Source organism: Bacteroides sp. Ga6A2 (genome assembly GCF_000702225.1).
Lineage (GTDB): Bacteria > Bacteroidota > Bacteroidia > Bacteroidales > Bacteroidaceae > Ga6A1.
Window position 1 is genome coordinate 58999 of record NZ_KL370875.1, and the last position, 17570, is coordinate 76568.

The following is a 17570-nucleotide window of genomic DNA, read 5'->3' on the forward strand; positions in this document are numbered from 1 at the left end:
GGTGGAATAATACCAACAGTATGTGATATTTGCAAGATTATCGTAAAGTATTGATATCCAAAAAGAAAAGGCGTATAGGGCAATTTTGCAGATGGAAACCTGATATTGCTCTATACGCCAAGAAAAGAAAAATAACTGTATGGCAGACTTGTATTCTACGGATATATTTCTATCCAGCTGCTGCCCGAATTTCCGCTTTTGATGATGCGAATCTGCGTATTTATGCGCTCGCTCATCGTATCGGTATGGCTTATCACGCCAACCTTCTTGCCTTGCGACGACTGAAGCATGGAGAGAGAGTCGATGACGGTGGCGAGTGTGTCTTGGTCGAGTGTTCCGAAGCCCTCGTCGATAAACAGGTTGTTGAACGAGATATTGCGCGATGACAGCGACGACAATCCGAGGGCAAGACCAAGACTTATGATGAATGTTTCGCCGCCAGACAGAGACGTGGTGTCGCGAATGTCGTCGGCGCGGTCGTGGTCTATAACTCTGATGCCAAGCGAATTCTCTACGTGCATTAGCTCGTAGCGCCGGTTAAACTTTCTTATTTCGGCATTTGCGTGCTTTACAAGGAAACTGAGAGTGTAGCATTGTGCAATCTTACGCAGCGTTTTTCCGTCGCCGCCAATGGCATTGTTTATTGCCGTCCAGTTGTTCATCAGTCTTTTGCTTGCCGCCAGTTCGTCGGCTTTGCTGCCTAAATCCTTTACGGCTTTGTCGTGATTGTTTTTCTTTGCTATCAGTTCAATCAGCTCGTTGTTTTTGCAGCTTTTCTGCAAGTCTGAAAGTTCTGCCGTAAGCGCGTCTTTTTCCTTTTCCGGCTTGGCTTGCTGATGCTCTTCGTAATTCTTTTTCAGACTCTCGAGCACGGCTGCGGCCTCCACTTTGGCATTTGTTAGGATTTCTTTTTCTTTTCTTATCTGCTCCCAATTATCGGTAGAGTTCAGTATTATAGCAACATTCTCTTTTGTTTCGTTGTGATTGCGAAGCCAATCGTCAAGTTCGCTGGACTTTTGGCTGATGCTTTGACGCTGTTTCTTCTGCTGGTCGCAGAGAGTTTGTTGTTTGCCGTTGTGACTTCCCAGACTGGCTTTTTTGTTCGCAATCTCATCGTTCTTCGCCGTTACGTCTTTGTCGGCTTGTTCTTTTGCCGTTTTTAGCTGATTCTCAAGTGCGTCAGGGTCGACTCCGCCAAGTTCGTTCTTGTACTCGGTTTCCAGTTTTTGCAGAGTGAAGAGCGATTGTTTCTGAGCCTCTTCGGCAGCAGACAATGCTTTCGTCTTGCTTTCTAAATTCTCGGCGAGAGTAGGGCGTTGCGCCTTTGCCTCCGAAAGTTTTTTCTCACAATCGGACACATTTTTCGTTGCCTTCTGAATGTTCTCGTTAGCCTCTCTTTCGAAGTTGAGTTGTTTCTTTGCCGCGTTTTCTTTATCTTTGTTCAGCAGATTTATAGTCTTTTGGGTCTCGTTGTAGAAGACAATTTTCTGCTCCGTTTTTTCCTGTTCTTCTTTAAAGCGAGGCGCGATTTGTGTGAGTTCATCGATTTTGAGAGGCATCTTCGGATAGCTTTCGTGCAGAACACTAAGAGCCTTGTTGTACTCGTTGATTTCTGATTTCAGAGTCTCGATTTGCTGCGCGATAGCCTTAATTTCGCCGTTGTTTTTCTCTCGTTCGCCAGACAGTTTTTTCTCCGTTTCGCTTTGCTGGTTCAGAGCCGTTTTTTTCTCGTTCAGAAGGGTTTGCAAACCCGAAATAGCTTCGTCTAACAGCTTCTTGTCGGCGTATGGATGTTCTTTTGCGCCGCAAAGCGGACAAGCCTCGCCTTGTTTGAGACTTGTGCGATGCAGATTCCAGTTTTCGCTGTTCATCAGCGTAAAGCTGTTTTGCAGGATCTCTATTTCTGTTTTCAAACTGTTGATATTCAGTTTGTCAAGCTGCTCTGAAATTTCCTTGTTTCGGCTTTCAAGTTGTTGACGGATAGCAGTTATTTTTCTTTCGTCTTCCGTTTTCTTTTGGATATTGCTGATGATTTCCTTTGCTTTCTCGATGCTCTTCAGTTTGCTGTCGATTTCAGACTTTGTACTGTTCAGCTTTTCGATGTCGAGTCCTTCGATTTTCTTTTTTTCAGCGTCGAGAGCCTCGGATTTCTGTTTCACTTCATCGGCAATAAGACTTTTCTTTTTGCTGATTTCCTCATTAGTTTTCTGAAAGTCAGCGTTGGCTTTCTCCAAACGCTTCTCGGCTTCTTCTTTCTCTTTTATGTTGGCTTTCAGGGCTTCTTCGGCTTTCTGCAAATCCTTTTTTGCTGTTTCAAGAGCCTCGTTTTTCTCGCGCTGCGCATTCCGTGCGTTGACTATATTCGTTTTCAGTTCGCGCGCCTTGATTATGTGCGGAGCTTTCTCGTCAATCTGTTTTTGTGCAGTCTCGGCTTTCTTCTTCAGCGTTTCGAGACAGATGTTTTCTGCCTTGATTTCCTCTTCGAGACGGCTTATAGTTTTCTGATTAGTCTCAATCTCATTTTCGCGTTTGTTTATCTCTTTTGCCGAATTTTCAATTTCGCGCATGATTTCTACGGCAGGATGCAGTCTGTCGTAAAGATTCAGTTTCTTGACAGAATCCTTTATCTCTTCGAGATTTCTGTCGGCTTGCTCGTTCGCCTTTTTGCAGTCGTCGATTTCTTTCTGTTTCTTTTCGTTTTCGGTATACCAAAGAAGGGCTTTTTCTATGGATTTTATTTTGTCGGCGCGCTCTTTTTCTTCTTTTTCGAGCAGACTGATGCTTTCGTTCAGTTTTCCCAGCTCTTCGTCCGAGAGTCTGTTTACTTTCGCGCTCTCTACCGATGCCGAAATCTTGTTGTAACCCTCTACGGCAGAATCTCTTTTAGCCTTGATTTCGTTGGCGATGCGCGAGTATGTTTCTTCGCAGCCAACAAGTTTTTCGAGCAGCTCGTAACGCTCGTTTTCGCTGGTTGTGAGGAAGTTTGCAAACTTACCCTGTGCAATCAGAACGGTGCTCAGGAACTGCTCGTAGTCGAGTCCGATAATCTGCGGAAGGTCTTCCCACTCGGCTTGTTCCTCGGTCTGCTTGCCATTGGCAGAAACCAAGATTTTATAGAGTGAAGTCTGAACTTTGTCGTAGTTCTTTATCTTGAACGAGACGTGCCATTCGGCTCTGTAAAGCACACCGTTGTTTGCCAAGAATGTGAGCTTGCTGTAGCCGTGCTTCTTGCCGCGAGTAAGAATGTTGCGGCAGTCGGTAGGGGCGAGCCTGTTTTTCTCGGCATCGTTTTTGTCGCTGTATATCTTAATGCTCTGCTTCTCGCCGTTTTTCCTCGGATAGCGCGGCGCGCGGTTGTAGAGGGCAAGGCTGATGGCATCGAGCAGCGTTGATTTACCGCTGCCTGTCGGTCCGACGATGCAGAAGATGTTGCTGTTGCCCAATGCGCCTTCCTTGAAGTTTATCACTTCGCCGTCCGACTTGTCGAGTGAGGCGAGGTTTAGTATTTCGAGTTTTATTATCTCCATGTTGTTCAGTCGTTTTCTTCGTTCTTGATGCTTGCGAGCAGTTCTTTCAGCATCGATTCTTGTTCTTCGTTCATATCTGTTTTGTTGATGATGTAGAACGCTTCTCTGAGCGTGTCCATCGGGTCGCGGTTCAGAATGTCGTCGATGCTTTGCAGCTGGGTGTTGTCGGCTGTTGTCGGCAAGTCAGACAGCGGCATAACCTTCTGAATCTTGCAGAGGACCGCGTTCTTCCGGTTCACGAGTTCCTCGAGAGTGCTTATTTCGTCATTGCTCACGCTGTCCATCTTCACTTTCAGTACAACGTAGTCGAAATGCTCGTCGAGTTTGCCGTCGGTGCGGTCTTGCAGTTCCGCCTCAATTAGCTTCTCAAGCTTCTTCGGAGACAGCTCCTCGTCGCCCTCGGGCAGGATGCGCAGGCGGTGCTGAGGAGTGTAGACGAGTTGGTTTACGTTTGCTTTTCTGCCTTCGAACGTAACGAGGTCTACGCCGTGAGTATAGTCCTTCTCGGCGAACGACATTGGCAGAATGCTGCCCGAATATCGTGCCCAGTCGGTGTTCCAGATGCGCTGCCGCTTGTGAATATGTCCGCATGTAAGATAGTCGGGATGATTGCTCCAGCCGTCCATATTCACTTCTTCCTGACCGCCTATTACTATTTTCTCGCTCGCATCGTTCTTGGCGATGTCGGCTCCTGTGGCATACATGTGCGCCATCATCAGCAGAATGCCGTCGGGGTACAACTCGCGTGCCCGTTGGGTAAGTTCGCGGATAAAGCCGTTCACACCTTCCGAGTAGTTTTGGCTTTGCACGATGTCGCTTCTGAGGTAGGGCACGGCAAGCACTATAATCTCTTCGCCCTCCTTGTTCCTTATCGGAATTATAAGGTCGTCGTAGTTTACTATGCGCCTTCTTTCGCCGTCGTCGCCGTTCTCCCAGTCTATGCGTATGTTTCCTCTTATCTCGACCTTGTGGCGCGTGAGGAGTGCGCGCGGTGCTTCGAGACGGTTGGCCGAATCGTGGTTTCCGGCGGTTATTACAATCTGCATATCGGGGTATTGCTGAGTGGCATCGGCAAGAAAGTCGTAGAATGACGATTGCGCGTTAGCCGACGGGTTGCCGTTGTCGAATATGTCGCCGGCAATTAGCAGGGCATCAGGCTTTTGCTCATCAATCTGAGTCAGAAGCCAGTTCATAAAGTGCTTGTGCTCTGGCAGTCGGTCGTTTCCGTGGAAGAGGTTGCCCAAGTGCCAGTCGCTTGTTGCTATAATCTTCATAAAAAAATACAAGTGAAACAGATTGTACAAAGTTAGCAAACAAAAACGAATCGGGCAAGAAAATCCGTGCCGAAGATATTTTTCTTCCACAGGAAAGGCAACAGAAAAAGCGCATCAAAAAAACGATGTGTTGATTGATGCGCTTTCAGAAAAATGAATTTATGAAGTTATTTAAAAACCTTCTTTCCGTTGATTATGTAGATTCCGTGCTGTGTGGAATTCTTTACCCTTGTTCCTGAGAGAGAGTAGACAGATTCGTCAGCGTTGTCGTCGCATATCTGCTGAATACCAGTTGCCGAAACCAGCATAATCTTCTTCAGAGTGAGTCCGATGCCTTGGATAACGATACCTTTCTGCTTCATAGTGTTGGCAAACTCCTCTGTGAGTGTGACGGTTGTTACATAGATGCCAGAAGTGCTGGTTATATCAACCTGCGGAATAAGCTGATTAGCCCAGCCGCCGTCGAACATCTGCATGCAATGCGTAGTGCTGTTGGTGTTTGGAGTAGTAACAATCACCAGTTTGTCGCCAGCCTTAACGTTTTTAAGCTGGTCTGCGCTGAGTGATGTACCGTTGCCCCATCCAAGTACTTTCGAGCCGTTGAATAGCGTTGTTCCACCGCTTGGGGTAGTGCTAACTTTGCTTGTCTCAACCTCGGCAATGTCAGCCTTGTCGTAGCCGTATGGAGTTGTTGCGCCAGACTTTACTCCATCGAGGAAATACTGGCACTTTACAGTCATGTTGTTGTTTCGGTCGAAGAGTCCGAACTTCTCGCTGCCGTTGCCAAACGCATTGTTGTCCCAGATGAAGGCTGCAAAACCGCGCTTGCGAGCCTCAGATACGAGAGTCTTGATGTAGTACGTCATGTTGGCGTGAATGTTGCTGATTTCTGTTGCCGAGCCTGTGTAGTGGTCGGACACTCCGTACTCGCCGATAACAACTCCGTAGCCTTTCTCCCACCAAGTGGTGCTTACCCGTGCGAAAAGGTCGGTCATTGTCTTTTCGTTATCTGCCGGAACGCTGCCTTTGCTCTTGTAGGCATCGCCCCAGTAGTAATATGATGAACCTTCGGTATTTCCGCTGCAATAGCTGTATGGCTGATAGTAGTGGAACTCAACGCTCAGACGGTCGTCCACAACATCCGTCGGGATAACCAGCTTGCCGCCCAGACCGTAGTTAGGGTCGCAGGCGTATGTCTGTACGATGAGGTTGCGGTAGTAGTTCTTACCGCCAGTTGCTCTCACGGCATCGACAAAATCCTGATTGTAGCCGTTCTGCACGCTCAGGTTCTCTTCTGTCGGAGCTTTCCATTCCATTGTAACCTCGTTTGTTCCGGCAAAGGCAAGATGTTCGTCGTAGTCGCGGAAGGTTGTGGCTATGTTTGTCCACAGAGCCTTTTCCATCTTCTTTATCTGTGCCTGCTTTGTATATAGCGGATTGCTTTCGAGGTAATAATCGTGATGTGTGTTGATGATGACATACAAATCGTTGCTGATGCACCAGTCAACCACCTGCTTTACGCGAGCCATCCAAGTAGGGTCTACGGTCATTGTCTCCTGATTAGTGATGTGTCCAATCCATCTTACAGGGATTCTGATGGCATTAAAACCTGCTTCTTTCACAGCCTTTATCTGGTCTTCTGTTACCTTAGGGTTTCCCCAAGCCGTTTCCCATGTATTGGCATCAGTCTGATAGATATTATAGAATGTCCATGTCGTGTTGTCCCATGTTCCGCCTGCGCTCTCGAGCGAGTTGCCCAGATTCCATCCGGCAGATACGTTCTTGCACCATTCCTGTGCGCTCATGGTCATGCCAGTCTTGTCGGGATTTACGTCTGTGCTTGCGGCGAACGCTCCCGTACACGAAGCGGCAAATGCCAATAGAGTAAAGATTTTGTTCATTGATTTTATATCTTTGGTTATTAAAATTGTATTCGTTTATTGAAAAAAGAGATTTATCAGTTGATTTGCGTTAGCAAAAATATGAAATAGCATTTACCGAACCAAACATTTATTGTTAAAAAACTTAAAATATATGAGGGTGGAAGGGGGGAGTTGAGAGTTGAAAGTTGAAAATTGAGAGAAAGTTGAAACTTTTTAATGGGCTGATGACAATGTTTTTTGAGAGAAAGTTGAAAATCTTAAGCATTTAATTATTTGCTCGGACAAATGACAAAGATAATTGATTATGCGTATATGGAAGCAAAACGGTTGATAGATTCATGGTAATTCAAACTATATTGAAGTAAGCCGATAGTAAGGGGGTAGTAAGGGGATAGCAAGGGGATAGCAAGGGGGAAGCAACGGAGAAGGTGCGGAGAGACAATAGCATGGGGATTGTAAGCAGAACTGTGTCAAGTTAAAATCCTTTATTATATCAGGTTCATCAGTTTGACACGATTTAAATCGTGTCAAACTGGAGAATGTAAAAATCTGAATAACTTTCTATATTACCAGTGCTTTTAATGGTGGACGGAATGTCTCCTCGTCGATCTTCGGGGTTACATGCTGGTAGAACTCGTTCTCCATGAGTGGGAATCTTTTCTTGAGATAACAAAATGTGGTAACTATTCAGCGAATCTGCAAGTGTAGTTTTTTTGAGCGATTTCTTTGCGAAAACAAATTTCAGATTGTTCTTTCTTTATCAAATTCAATCTGCACTGATTTTTGCAATGAATTAGCCCTTCAAAGGCATACAAAAGCTATTCGCTGAATAGTTACAAAATGTGAAAGAGCGAAGCCTGATCTGGACTTTTTAGAGTGGACTCTTGTTTTAAAGAAATGTCAGAAATCCAGACGATAGAAGATGTTCGGCAGAGAAAGTCCTGATTTGTCTGTACGTACATCGAGAGTGCCCAAATCAAAGCGCTGGTACAAAGGGGTCTCAGTCTGTAATATGTTCAGTCCCTCAAAGGCGAAAGTATGGCTCACATGTCGCCTGTTAATCTTGTAACTGATGGTCAGGTCAACAATGCCAGACGGGGCAAAACGTTGTGAAAAAGCCTCGTTGTCTTTGTAAATAGGATTGTCATCAATTATACCAGCTGCTATGTTGGCACGCATCTGTTCGACGTCAATAGGTGTATATCTCAAACCTCCTTGGATGCTGTACTTGACACTGACATTCAACATGTTCTTGCCAATCATCCACTCCTTGCCACCCAGAATCTTGAACATGAAACCACGATCGTAGAGTTGATTGCGCCAGACCTTGTCTACACCTCTGTACTGCGATTTGTAGAGCGAGAAGTTTGTCTGTCCGAAGAAGCCGCGATTCATATAGTGTTCCAAAGTGATGTCGCCGCCATAGTTGCGAGTATTTCCTTTGTTGACCAATGGTTCATCAGTATAGAAAAAGTAGCGGTTGGTCACACAATACGTGCTGCCGTCTATACCAACGGGAGTGTCGAACCCATACTCATAGTAGGCGTTCATGCGCAGGGTCAGGTTGCTGTTCAGCTTGTGCACGTAAGTGGCATGTAGATGATGTGCTTTAGTCAAGCCGAGATCTTTATTTGCCAGATTGCCATCCGCGTTGCGGTAGAAGTATGCATCGAGTTTCTCTATCATAGAATGCAGCCCATAGCCCATAGAAAAACTGTTTTTCTCGTCAGGATCCCATTTCAGGCTGGCACGAGGTTCTACCGAGAAGTCTTTGGATAGCAGGAAGTAGTTGCCTGCAATACCTGCCGAAAGGCTGAAATAGTTGCTGACCCTGACGAGGTTTTGACAGAATATATTGGCAAGACCGGTATCATCCTTCATCTTGGTATATTCGTACATGGTGCTGACAGGAGCATAGAGCTGATCAACGGACTTGTATGCGAGATTGAAGAAACGGTGAGAATACTCACCGCCTAACTGTATGAGCCACCTGTCGGTTACCTGCTTTGACAGTTCCGTATTGAACAGCAGCCGGTCTTCGTTCACCTTCTGAATACTGAATAGATATTTCCGCTCAGGTTCTTCGTATGCCAGTGGCTGGCTGATAAAGCCTTCGGCAGAACGCTCCAGCCCATAATAATAGATGTCATTCTTTAAGTGTTGCATATTATAGGCCGCTGTTGTTCTCCATGTCCACTTGTTGCCTAAATGTATTTTGTGAGACACTCCAACTAACAATTGAGCCAGTTTGGCATCATTGTCAGAAGCGTCATAGGCAGAGTGCGTGTCTTCTAAATTCATGCGTTCATCCCAAGTTGTATCATAGAATCCCAAACCGAAGATAGAAAAAGTGCCTGCTCGTTTGGTCGGGAACATCAGTTTTGCGGAGAAGTCCTGAAAATCGACGTGTGCCCCGTCTGTATCAATAAGGTTCAGTTTGTCCACGAGCGACGTGAAACCATAACGGTAGTTCACGATGTAACTACTGTTGCTTTTGCGCGAGATAGGTCCCTCAAGGGTCAATTCCTCCGACACTGTACCGATTTGCAAGATGTTTTCATGCTTGGCATTGTTGCCCGTACGCATCTTTACATCAAATACACCACTGAGGGCATTGTTGTAGTTGGCATTAAAGGTGGAAGTGAAGAAGTCGCTGTTGCCGATTACATTCGAGTTCAGTGCACTCACCAGTCCATAGCCGGCATTCCATGTGTCGTTAAAGTGATTGGGCGTAAAAACCTCCACACCCTCAATGCGATACTGCATTCGTTCTGGGGCATTTCCGTGTATGGACAGTCCACTGCCGTCAGCCTCTCCTGAAATTCCCGCAAAGGACATAACCAGACGTGCCGGGTCGTTATATCCGCCCGCAAATCGGCTCGCCTCCTCCATGGAGAGCATAACTCCGCCAGTCAGCACTGCGGGATTGACTGTTGCTTCCTTGTTTACACGAGGGCGCACCACAACCTCCGTCAGTTCGGTATTGTTTTCTCGCAATTGGATATCTATAACCACCTCCTTGACGCCTGCCACGAGTACCTCCTTCATCACGTTTGGTTCATAGCCCACGTATGATGTTTCGAGAGTGTAACGTCCCGATTGTGGAATGTCGATGCGGAAGTTACCTTCAAGATCGACAACGGAGCCTGTCCCGGTCTCGACAACCTTTACGGTGGCGCCAATAAGTTTTTCACCACTAATGGCATCAGTAACAGTTCCTCGCACGGTTTGTGCCTGGATATTCACTACACCACATATTGTCAAGATGGTGGCAAGAATCAGATTCTTATTTGTTTTCATAATATATTCGTTTTAATGGATATCAATTTAATGTTCTTTCAAGGCATCAATGAACTTGTCAATCTTCTCTTTAGTGATGTGCTGCATTACCACAATATGAGCCAGTTCACCGCCAAAGTTGTCATCATATCCTTGTGCAAGCGTATAAAGGCTGACAATCTCAGTAGATGGACGACGAAAGAATACGGTATTGCTATAGTCGTTGACCCATGCTGGCCATCCTATCTTGTCAAGCTGCAGCTTGAGGTATGCCGTGCACTCCATCATCTGCGTTGCCTGCTCTGCCCATTTCTTTGTTCCAACTTTCTGTATGAGCCACCAGAACTTGAGAGGCTGAACAGCATCACGCGAGCAGTTTATCATGCGCATATTTCCATTCAGGTAAGTCACGTTGAAGTCTGCCTGATTGTTATATACGTCACGGGTACAAAGGAAAAGTCCCGAAGGAGAATCTATACCGAAAAACTTATGTCCGCTGATGGCAATACTCTCGAAACGCATGGCCTCGTGGCTCACCATATTGCGATATTTAGTGAATGGCAGATAGCCGCCAAACAAAGCAGCATCCACATGCCGATAAACAGCTGGAATCTCCTTGTGACGGTCAAGGACGGCATTGAGAGCCTCCATGTCATCAATAGCACCTTTGAAAGTTGACCCCATAGCATAGACCATGAGAACGGGACGAGAGATGTCAAGTGCTTTCTCCAATTCCTCGGGTATCATACGCCCCATCTTGTCACTCTTTATCAAACGCATATCAAGATTCTGAAGATGAGCAAGACGCATGTTTGAATAGTGTGCTTCATCACTCACATAGACGATAGGCTGCAACTTGGTCTTGTTCTTCAGATAGTTCGCCCCGAAATAGATTCCATGGCTGTTGCCGTCTGTTCTACTATGGGTCACGATGCCCCATACGTTGTTATTGTCAAAACCATAGTATGGTGCAAAAAAGTCAATAACTTCACGTTCGAAAGCATGAGACGACATACGCCAAGGCTCACCAGACATAGGGTCACCGGCATTGTTCAGGTTAATACTTTCCAAACCAGTGGAAATATACCACTCATAGAAATCATGCATTTCAGACTGCTGGTTAACGGGATAACCGAAGTAAGTCTGTTGTCCAGATTTCCACGTTCCCACCCATTTGTCGAGTTTGTCAAAACCTGATGTTTGGGCTACCGCTATGCTCTGCATACCGATGAACATAGTCGTTAAGATTACTGCAAACTTTCTCATAGCTATCTTATTCAACAAGTTCAAAGTGTTGGAAGTCCTTGCATGTTGTCCAGTCACCTCCCCATTCAAATCCAGCCTCAGTGAAGAGACGGAAACAAAGATCTTCGTGGTCTATCTTGTAGGGAAACTCCTTTGTTCGGTCGCAATATTCAGCTGCCGTAGCAGGCTGTATGAAACGCGAACCATCTTCCCTGTCCTTGTAGTAAGGATTGTAGAGAGTGTTGATGTCAACAGCCAGACCTCTGGCGTGTTTTGACAATTTCGTAGTACCAGCTATGGCACGATAGCAGAAGCATGAAGAGTTATTGTCTCGCATCTGAGTCTCGTCGTCGGCACCATAAACATCTGGCAGCAGCATACGCTGGATGGGGTATTTAGCATCAAACAGTTGACGCAAAATTCTTGCGACCTTGTCTGCTATCAGTTTGTTGCATACCATTTCGCCTATGTGAATCTTTTCGTCATAGTCCCAATGAAGGGCACGTATGTGCCGCAAGTCACTACGTTGTATATATGGATTCTCCTTATAAGTCTTGTCCTGCATACGTTGCCATACTTCATCGGGAATCGGGTCGGCAGCAAAACATTTGTCCACTCCTCCGAAAGCCTCAATAGCTTCAAGACTTACGGTTTCTCCCGCCTGCCATTCAAGCAACACTGTCGTGTCAGGAGAAACCGAACTGTCATTGCTGTCCTTGCACGATGACAATACATAAACTCCGCAAATGAAAAATGCAGCAAGAAACCAATACTTGTATGTCCGTTTCATAACCCTTAGAATTTATTTTCTGATACTGTTTTTTAGCTTTAAAATTCGTCGAACACTCTGATTGATGCGTTCTTCACTGATTGTTCCGTTGTTTACGGCCGAAACAACGGCATCAAACGCTTCAACGAAATTATTCGGTACGAGAACTATATCCACACCTGCCTGTATGCACCCTATGGCTGCTTCCGTATTGGTGTACTGCTGCATTATGGCTCCCATCTCCATGGCATCAGCGACAATAATATTCTGATAGCCTAATTCTTTGCGCAATTTGTCTTGAAGAACGACTGATGACATTGTACTTGGAATTTCACTACCTGTTACATTTGGAACCGCAATATGTGCGGTCATTATTAACTGACATCCCCATTGGATGCCCGCTTTGAAGGTAATCATTTCGCACGACAGCATTTCGTCCCATGTCTTCAAGCTCTGCGCATAACCGTAATGCGTGTCGGCTTTTGTATCGCCATGTCCTGGGAAATGTTTTATACAACCAGTCACGCCAGCATCCTTCAATCCTTGAAGATAGTTTGTTACCATCTGAGCTGCAACCTGCGGATCACTGCTGAAAGCCCGATTGCCGATGACAATGTTGTCAGGATTTGTGTTGACATCTGCCACAGGGGCAAAATCTATGTCAAAGCCGTAATAGTGCAAATAACTTCCGATAGTATTGCCACACTCGTAGGCATTGCTTGGATTGCCGGTTTGTCCAATGGCAGACATCGATTCATATTTCTTTACGTCAAAATTACTGTTTTTTGCAATACGCGCTACACGTCCTCCTTCTTCATCAACACATAGTAGCGGGGAGCCTTTAAGTTTGCGTATCTGTTCAATGAATTTAGTAAGTTGCGACCCATCATTGATGTTGTGGGCGTAAAGTACGATGCCGCCAACTGGATATTTCTCGTTAACATCCTGCATTGTCTCGTTTACGACTTGCAGTTTCAAGGCAGCAAGATTAGCAGTCTTGATTGTTGTGTCAAGAGCTTCAGGACGCACATAGAACAATTGTCCCACTTTCTCTCGTAAAGTCATCTGTGAGAGCTGTGCCTCCACTTCATCTGTCGGTATCTGCGTAGATGTTGTTTCGTCATCATCGGAACACGAAGTCAAGAAGGCTGCACAAACTATCATAATTGCAGCACATCTCCATAGAATTATATTTTTCATACTCATATTGTGTTTTTAATTCATTGGTATCTCAGGATGCTGCACAGCCAATGGCAGATCCTTCTGTGAGAGATAGAACATATAGAGTATAACAGGCTTAGTGCCACGATTCTCTCCATGATGAATAGTACCCACCATTTCTACTACAGCCTCACCCTCGTGTACAACCTTGGTCTTGCCGTCCTGACCAATGATTGTCAGTTCTCCCTGCACAAGTACGCCGTAGTTCATTGCCACGTGGTGATGCCATCCAAGTTTCATGCCTGGAGGAAAAACATACTTTACCGCTACGAGTTCTGGGCGACCCTGAAAATAGTCGGGCAGTTCCACACCATCCCAGCTCTGGCTGGTACGTATTAGTTCCTCTGCCTCTACTTTTGGCTCGGGAAACTCGTTCTCCGCATGAGCCTTCTCGCAGGCAGTCATGCCGATGCAAACGGTAATTGCGCTGCATAAAGCAAGGAAGGCGGCGAACATCCATTTTCTAATTCTTTTCATAATTATTTGTTAAAAACATCTGTATAATCAGTTTCTTTCGAAACTAATATGTCTCACTTGCAACACTCTATAAAATTTCTGAATAGAGGCATAGCCGTTTCGTAGGGCATAAATTGAGAAGCGTTGGCATTGTTCACACCTTTGCCCAAATGCTTGACAATGGCGGCTTCGGGGTGGAACTGTACAGCTACGGCACAACGCTTATCCTTGCGTTCGATGCCCTCGATGGTCTCAATGCCCGAAACGCTTGTAGTGGCAGTTACGCTTAACGGAGTGCCATCTACACTTAGTATAGCCTGATGATGCCACGAAGGAACTGCTGTCAACGTAGTGGTGCCGAACATTTTAGCCAAGTGCGAATCGCCGGCTAATTTTACATCGTGAGGGGTGTAGTCGCGATAGGTTTCGCCTTCACTCTTTTCTCTGCGATGTTCATAGTTATAGTCCAGGTTATGAGAGGCAAACCATACAGGCAAATCCTGTATCATGGTTGCGCCCGACACCACACCGAGCATCTGCGAGCCACGGCAAAATCTTAAAATTGGAATGTCGTGGTCGAGACAATACGCCATTGTCAGATAATCCGAAACATCACGTGCTGCATTAGCCTTTATTCTTTACCTGTTACAGGAATGCCACCGAAGAGGTGTCTTCCATGCCGACGCTCCGGGCGGAAACCCATTTCATCTTTTACCGCCATGACCGAAGGAGCCGCCAGACGAGTTTCCCCGTTCCCATTTGCATATTCGTAAGAAAACTTAAAGCCAGCCATTGTGGCCAGAGAACCATCCTCGTTGAAAGTGAAACGGAAATTCCACTTGTGATCAGGATCTTCCTGATTATCGCTGTCGATGTAGGTCATCCTTGAAGGCAACCTGTCAGGTCCGATACCCATCAGCCCGATAAATGGCAAGAGAAAGTAGCTGTCTCCTACCGTTGGGAAACCATGGTATATGCCCCACTGCTTATATTTATTGGGGTAATCGGCATCATAGTAATACTTATATTTATAGAAGACTGAGTGCTTCGTTTCATTTTCGGTTCCCTCTCCATCGTAAGTCAAATATTGCAACAGGCCATCTTTCCAGTCAAAGGTAACTTTATAATTCCATGTCATATAGAGTCGTTCCCCATCACTAGTTTTGTCAATTACTCCAGATGTTGAGTAAGACGACAGATGACCTTCGCTATCATAATTGAACGAGTTCTTTTCGGATATAGCATAATTGTCTTCTTCGTATTCGGTATCAAGAAGTGTGATAAAACCTTGATTATTATATTTGACCGAATGGAATTGGGTGCCTGTCTCACCATCGGAGATCTTCCAGGTCTCTATTATTTTGTTTGCAGGATAGTCGAAGGTGTACTGCTCTTCCATGTCGTCATCCGAGTAGGTGATAGATTCAAGCACACCATCGTCCGAATAATGCAACTCTCTACTGCTGAATGATTTCAGTCGCAGACCGCTCTCCTTGTCTATAATACCAGTCAGGGCAGATACATTGTCAACGCCACTGCTGCCATTGTCATCATCATTGTCACATGATACGAAACTCACACTTATTGTCATGGCTATCATGACTGCCATTAAACTCCATAAAAAATCCTTTTTCATGTCAATTTATTATTAGTTGGTTTACTGTTGGACATTTCTACGCATCTGTTAATATCCGATTGAGATTTGTCCTATCCATATATATATATATGTTTTGCTGGTGTCAGAAAGTCAGAAATCATGACTTTTTAGCATTGTTTACCCGCAAATTTATAAAAATAAAAATAAATATAAAAATAAAAATAAATGATTTTTTCTTATATTTGCCCATGTCTTGTTACAATTTTAATGGGTTTTAGTAGAGAATTTTTAATTTTTTAGCGTTATATATTATGAATAAGTTCGGATTACGATTTCTTGGAAATGTTAAATGTTGGGTGTTTACTTTCATCCTCATTTGTGGGACAAGCATGTTTACGGCATGTAGCGACGATGATGACACCCCTGTGATTGAATCAGAAGAAACACAGCAACTGGCAGACTACACCATTATCTATTATGGTCATGGCGGCGGTAATCTTGACGATTGCCTTGTAGGTGATATGATTGAGTTTTACGGTGCCGATGATGACTGCTACAAAAACGTTAATGTATGTGCGCTCTACAAGTACTCGACAGATATTGACATGATTTCTCAAATGTATTACTATTATAATTACACAGAGTACAAGGAACTGCTCAAGAAACTTTTACCCTTTGCCGGCAAAAGCGTACGTTATGTTATTGATGACAAGATAGACAGGTCATTCTTGGAATCAGATGTCGAAGATATCGCTACTGTTCCTGGTATTACAGATATATATGGCAATGACAATGCTGATATAACCAACCCGGATTCGCTTACAAACTTCATCAACTGGGCTGCTTCTGTGCGTCCGGCAAAGAAGTACATCCTTATACTCAGCGATCATGGTGGTGGCTATCAGCCTGATGATGAACTGCCAGAAAATGTTGCCGCAGCAAGAACTCGTGGCGTGATGTACGATTGTGGGCATAACGACAAACACTTCTCCGCCAAGACACTCGCACAGGCTATCGGAGCTGCCAAAGTGCGTCCGGCTTGCGTATATCTGGATGCCTGCCTGATGAATTGTATAGAGTATCAGTTTGAGTTGGCTCCGTACTGTGACTATCTTGCCCTATCTACCTTCCTTGTACCAGGTCAAGGAGGCGACTACTCCGCTCTTATTAACACCCTCAGTCAGAACCCTGACAATTTGGAGAATGCTCTGAGCACGTATGTTAAGACTGTTATAGATAACTGGGACAAGGAAGCAGAAGAAGACAAAGAAGAGGAAGTGTATCATGATATGACCATCACATGCACTGCCAACCTTGATGTCTTTGGACGTGAGTTAAGGGCATTTACCGACCGTCTAATTGCAGCATACCAAAGCGGCGATGCCGAAGTGAAAGCTAATATAGACAAGTGTACCGCCGGAGCATACAAGGTCGAAACGCAATGTCCGAACTACGATTTATTTCAATACATGCTGTCGTTATGTATGCTATTGCCCGAGTTGTCAACAGACGCTCTTTGGGAAGCGTCCTACAAATCTGTGGTCTATGAGCAGTCCAGCAAATGGCTTCACGAGAACGGTCTGCCCGTCGGTTGCAGCATTCTGCTTGGCTGTCAGGGACATTACTGCTATAATTCGGGGAAATGGCAAGGTTTCTATAATGCAGACGGAACCTATGAATATTTGTCAAACGGCACACTAAAGACAGGCACTCCGTGGGGCTCCACCCTCGATGATACCTATGGACAGTTGCGCTTTGACCGGATAACTGGCTGGAGCCGTTGGCTAAAAATAAACGAACAGGAGCCTAACCTTGAATGTTTCAGCGGCTACGATCCGTTCGCTACATTTTTTACAGACGAAGAATAACCGGCTAATGATTAAAAAGGTTGTTGGTGTAAAATGGAGCTTAAATAGAATGTTTCATCTTGTCACAGGCAGGGTAAAACGAATACGACAAAAAAGCAAAGCTTTGAACGAGTCGAACGAAAGCTTTCGTTTTACAAATCTAAAGCTTTAGCTCATGCCGGTGAAAGCTTTGATGATTATGAGCCATAGTTTTGAGACTGTAAGATGAAAGCTATGGCTCATAAATCTGAAATAGCATATTGTATAGCAATAAAATATAACTAAACCATGATTAGCTTAATCAAGAAGAGGGGTATTAACTATCTTCTTATTCTTTTGTGTCTCACTTGCAACACTCTATAAAGCTACGGAATAGAGGCATCGCCGTTTCGTAGGACATAAATTGAGAAGCGTTGGCATTGTTCACACCTTTGCCCAAATGCTTGACAATGGCGGCTTCGGGGTGGAACTG

General features: G+C 45.1%; 11 protein-coding genes. 1 reads left to right on the forward strand and 10 read right to left on the reverse strand.

Going from position 1 to position 17570, the window contains the following annotated elements; translation table 11 throughout:
* Window positions 1–155: 155 nt before the first annotated feature.
* From T538_RS0116460 to T538_RS0116510, 10 genes are all read right to left on the reverse strand, one after another.
* Window positions 156–3527: an AAA family ATPase gene (locus tag T538_RS0116460; RefSeq protein ID WP_031535797.1), complete on the reverse strand. Its 3372-nt coding sequence runs from the start codon at window positions 3525–3527 to the stop codon at window positions 156–158.
* Between the two features lie 5 nt (window positions 3528–3532).
* The gene (locus T538_RS0116465; protein ID WP_031535795.1) at window positions 3533–4801 is read right to left on the reverse strand and encodes a metallophosphoesterase family protein; all 1269 of its coding nucleotides are present in this window, start codon (window positions 4799–4801) and stop codon (window positions 3533–3535) included.
* A gap of 167 nt (window positions 4802–4968) precedes the next feature.
* Window positions 4969–6702, reverse strand: a complete 1734-nt coding sequence (locus tag T538_RS18260; protein WP_231497140.1) for a glycoside hydrolase family 5 protein — start codon at window positions 6700–6702, stop codon at window positions 4969–4971.
* 882 nt (window positions 6703–7584) lie between these two features.
* Window positions 7585–9984, reverse strand: coding sequence for a TonB-dependent receptor (locus tag T538_RS0116480; RefSeq protein WP_031535790.1), 2400 nt, complete (start codon window positions 9982–9984; stop codon window positions 7585–7587).
* Window positions 9985–10011: 27 nt separating this feature from the next.
* The gene (locus T538_RS0116485) at window positions 10012–11229 is read right to left on the reverse strand and encodes an aminotransferase class V-fold PLP-dependent enzyme (protein WP_031535788.1); all 1218 of its coding nucleotides are present in this window, start codon (window positions 11227–11229) and stop codon (window positions 10012–10014) included.
* Window positions 11230–11236: 7 nt separating this feature from the next.
* Window positions 11237–11998: a M15 family metallopeptidase gene (locus tag T538_RS0116490; protein WP_051656200.1), complete on the reverse strand. Its 762-nt coding sequence runs from the start codon at window positions 11996–11998 to the stop codon at window positions 11237–11239.
* Between the two features lie 12 nt (window positions 11999–12010).
* Window positions 12011–13177, reverse strand: coding sequence for a glycoside hydrolase family 3 protein (locus T538_RS0116495; RefSeq protein WP_031535779.1), 1167 nt, complete (start codon window positions 13175–13177; stop codon window positions 12011–12013).
* 15 nt (window positions 13178–13192) lie between these two features.
* On the reverse strand, window positions 13193–13675 hold the full coding sequence (locus T538_RS0116500) for a cupin domain-containing protein (RefSeq protein ID WP_031535777.1): 483 nt from the start codon (window positions 13673–13675) through the stop codon (window positions 13193–13195).
* 53 nt (window positions 13676–13728) lie between these two features.
* On the reverse strand, window positions 13729–14289 hold the full coding sequence (locus T538_RS0116505) for a gamma-glutamyl-gamma-aminobutyrate hydrolase family protein (RefSeq protein WP_255347273.1): 561 nt from the start codon (window positions 14287–14289) through the stop codon (window positions 13729–13731).
* Window positions 14286–15290: a hypothetical protein gene (locus tag T538_RS0116510; protein ID WP_155993331.1), complete on the reverse strand. Its 1005-nt coding sequence runs from the start codon at window positions 15288–15290 to the stop codon at window positions 14286–14288. The genes T538_RS0116505 and T538_RS0116510 overlap by 4 nt, the downstream gene beginning before the upstream one ends.
* 350 nt (window positions 15291–15640) lie before the next feature.
* Here T538_RS0116510 and T538_RS0116515 point away from each other — a divergent pair, with 350 nt between their 5' ends.
* Entirely contained in the window at window positions 15641–17119 is a 1479-nt protein-coding gene (locus T538_RS0116515; RefSeq protein WP_031535773.1) for a clostripain-related cysteine peptidase, read from the forward strand.
* The last annotated feature ends 451 nt before the right edge of the window (window positions 17120–17570 follow it).

Bases quoted from the DNA above. Each gene is read 5' to 3' on its own strand.
- T538_RS0116480 (WP_031535790.1), bottom strand. From the start codon at position 9,984: ATGAAAACAAATAAGAATCTGATTCTTGCCACCATCTTGACAATATGT.
- T538_RS18260 (WP_231497140.1), bottom strand. From the start codon at position 6,702: ATGAACAAAATCTTTACTCTATTGGCATTTGCCGCTTCGTGTACGGGA.
- T538_RS0116495 (WP_031535779.1), bottom strand. From the start codon at position 13,177: ATGAAAAATATAATTCTATGGAGATGTGCTGCAATTATGATAGTTTGT.
- T538_RS0116500 (WP_031535777.1), bottom strand. From the start codon at position 13,675: ATGAAAAGAATTAGAAAATGGATGTTCGCCGCCTTCCTTGCTTTATGC.
- T538_RS0116485 (WP_031535788.1), bottom strand. From the start codon at position 11,229: ATGAGAAAGTTTGCAGTAATCTTAACGACTATGTTCATCGGTATGCAG.
- T538_RS0116515 (WP_031535773.1), top strand. From the start codon at position 15,641: ATGTTTACGGCATGTAGCGACGATGATGACACCCCTGTGATTGAATCA.
- T538_RS0116465 (WP_031535795.1), bottom strand. From the start codon at position 4,801: ATGAAGATTATAGCAACAAGCGACTGGCACTTGGGCAACCTCTTCCAC.
- T538_RS0116510 (WP_155993331.1), bottom strand. From the start codon at position 15,290: ATGAAAAAGGATTTTTTATGGAGTTTAATGGCAGTCATGATAGCCATG.
- T538_RS0116460 (WP_031535797.1), bottom strand. From the start codon at position 3,527: ATGGAGATAATAAAACTCGAAATACTAAACCTCGCCTCACTCGACAAG.
- T538_RS0116490 (WP_051656200.1), bottom strand. From the start codon at position 11,998: ATGAAACGGACATACAAGTATTGGTTTCTTGCTGCATTTTTCATTTGC.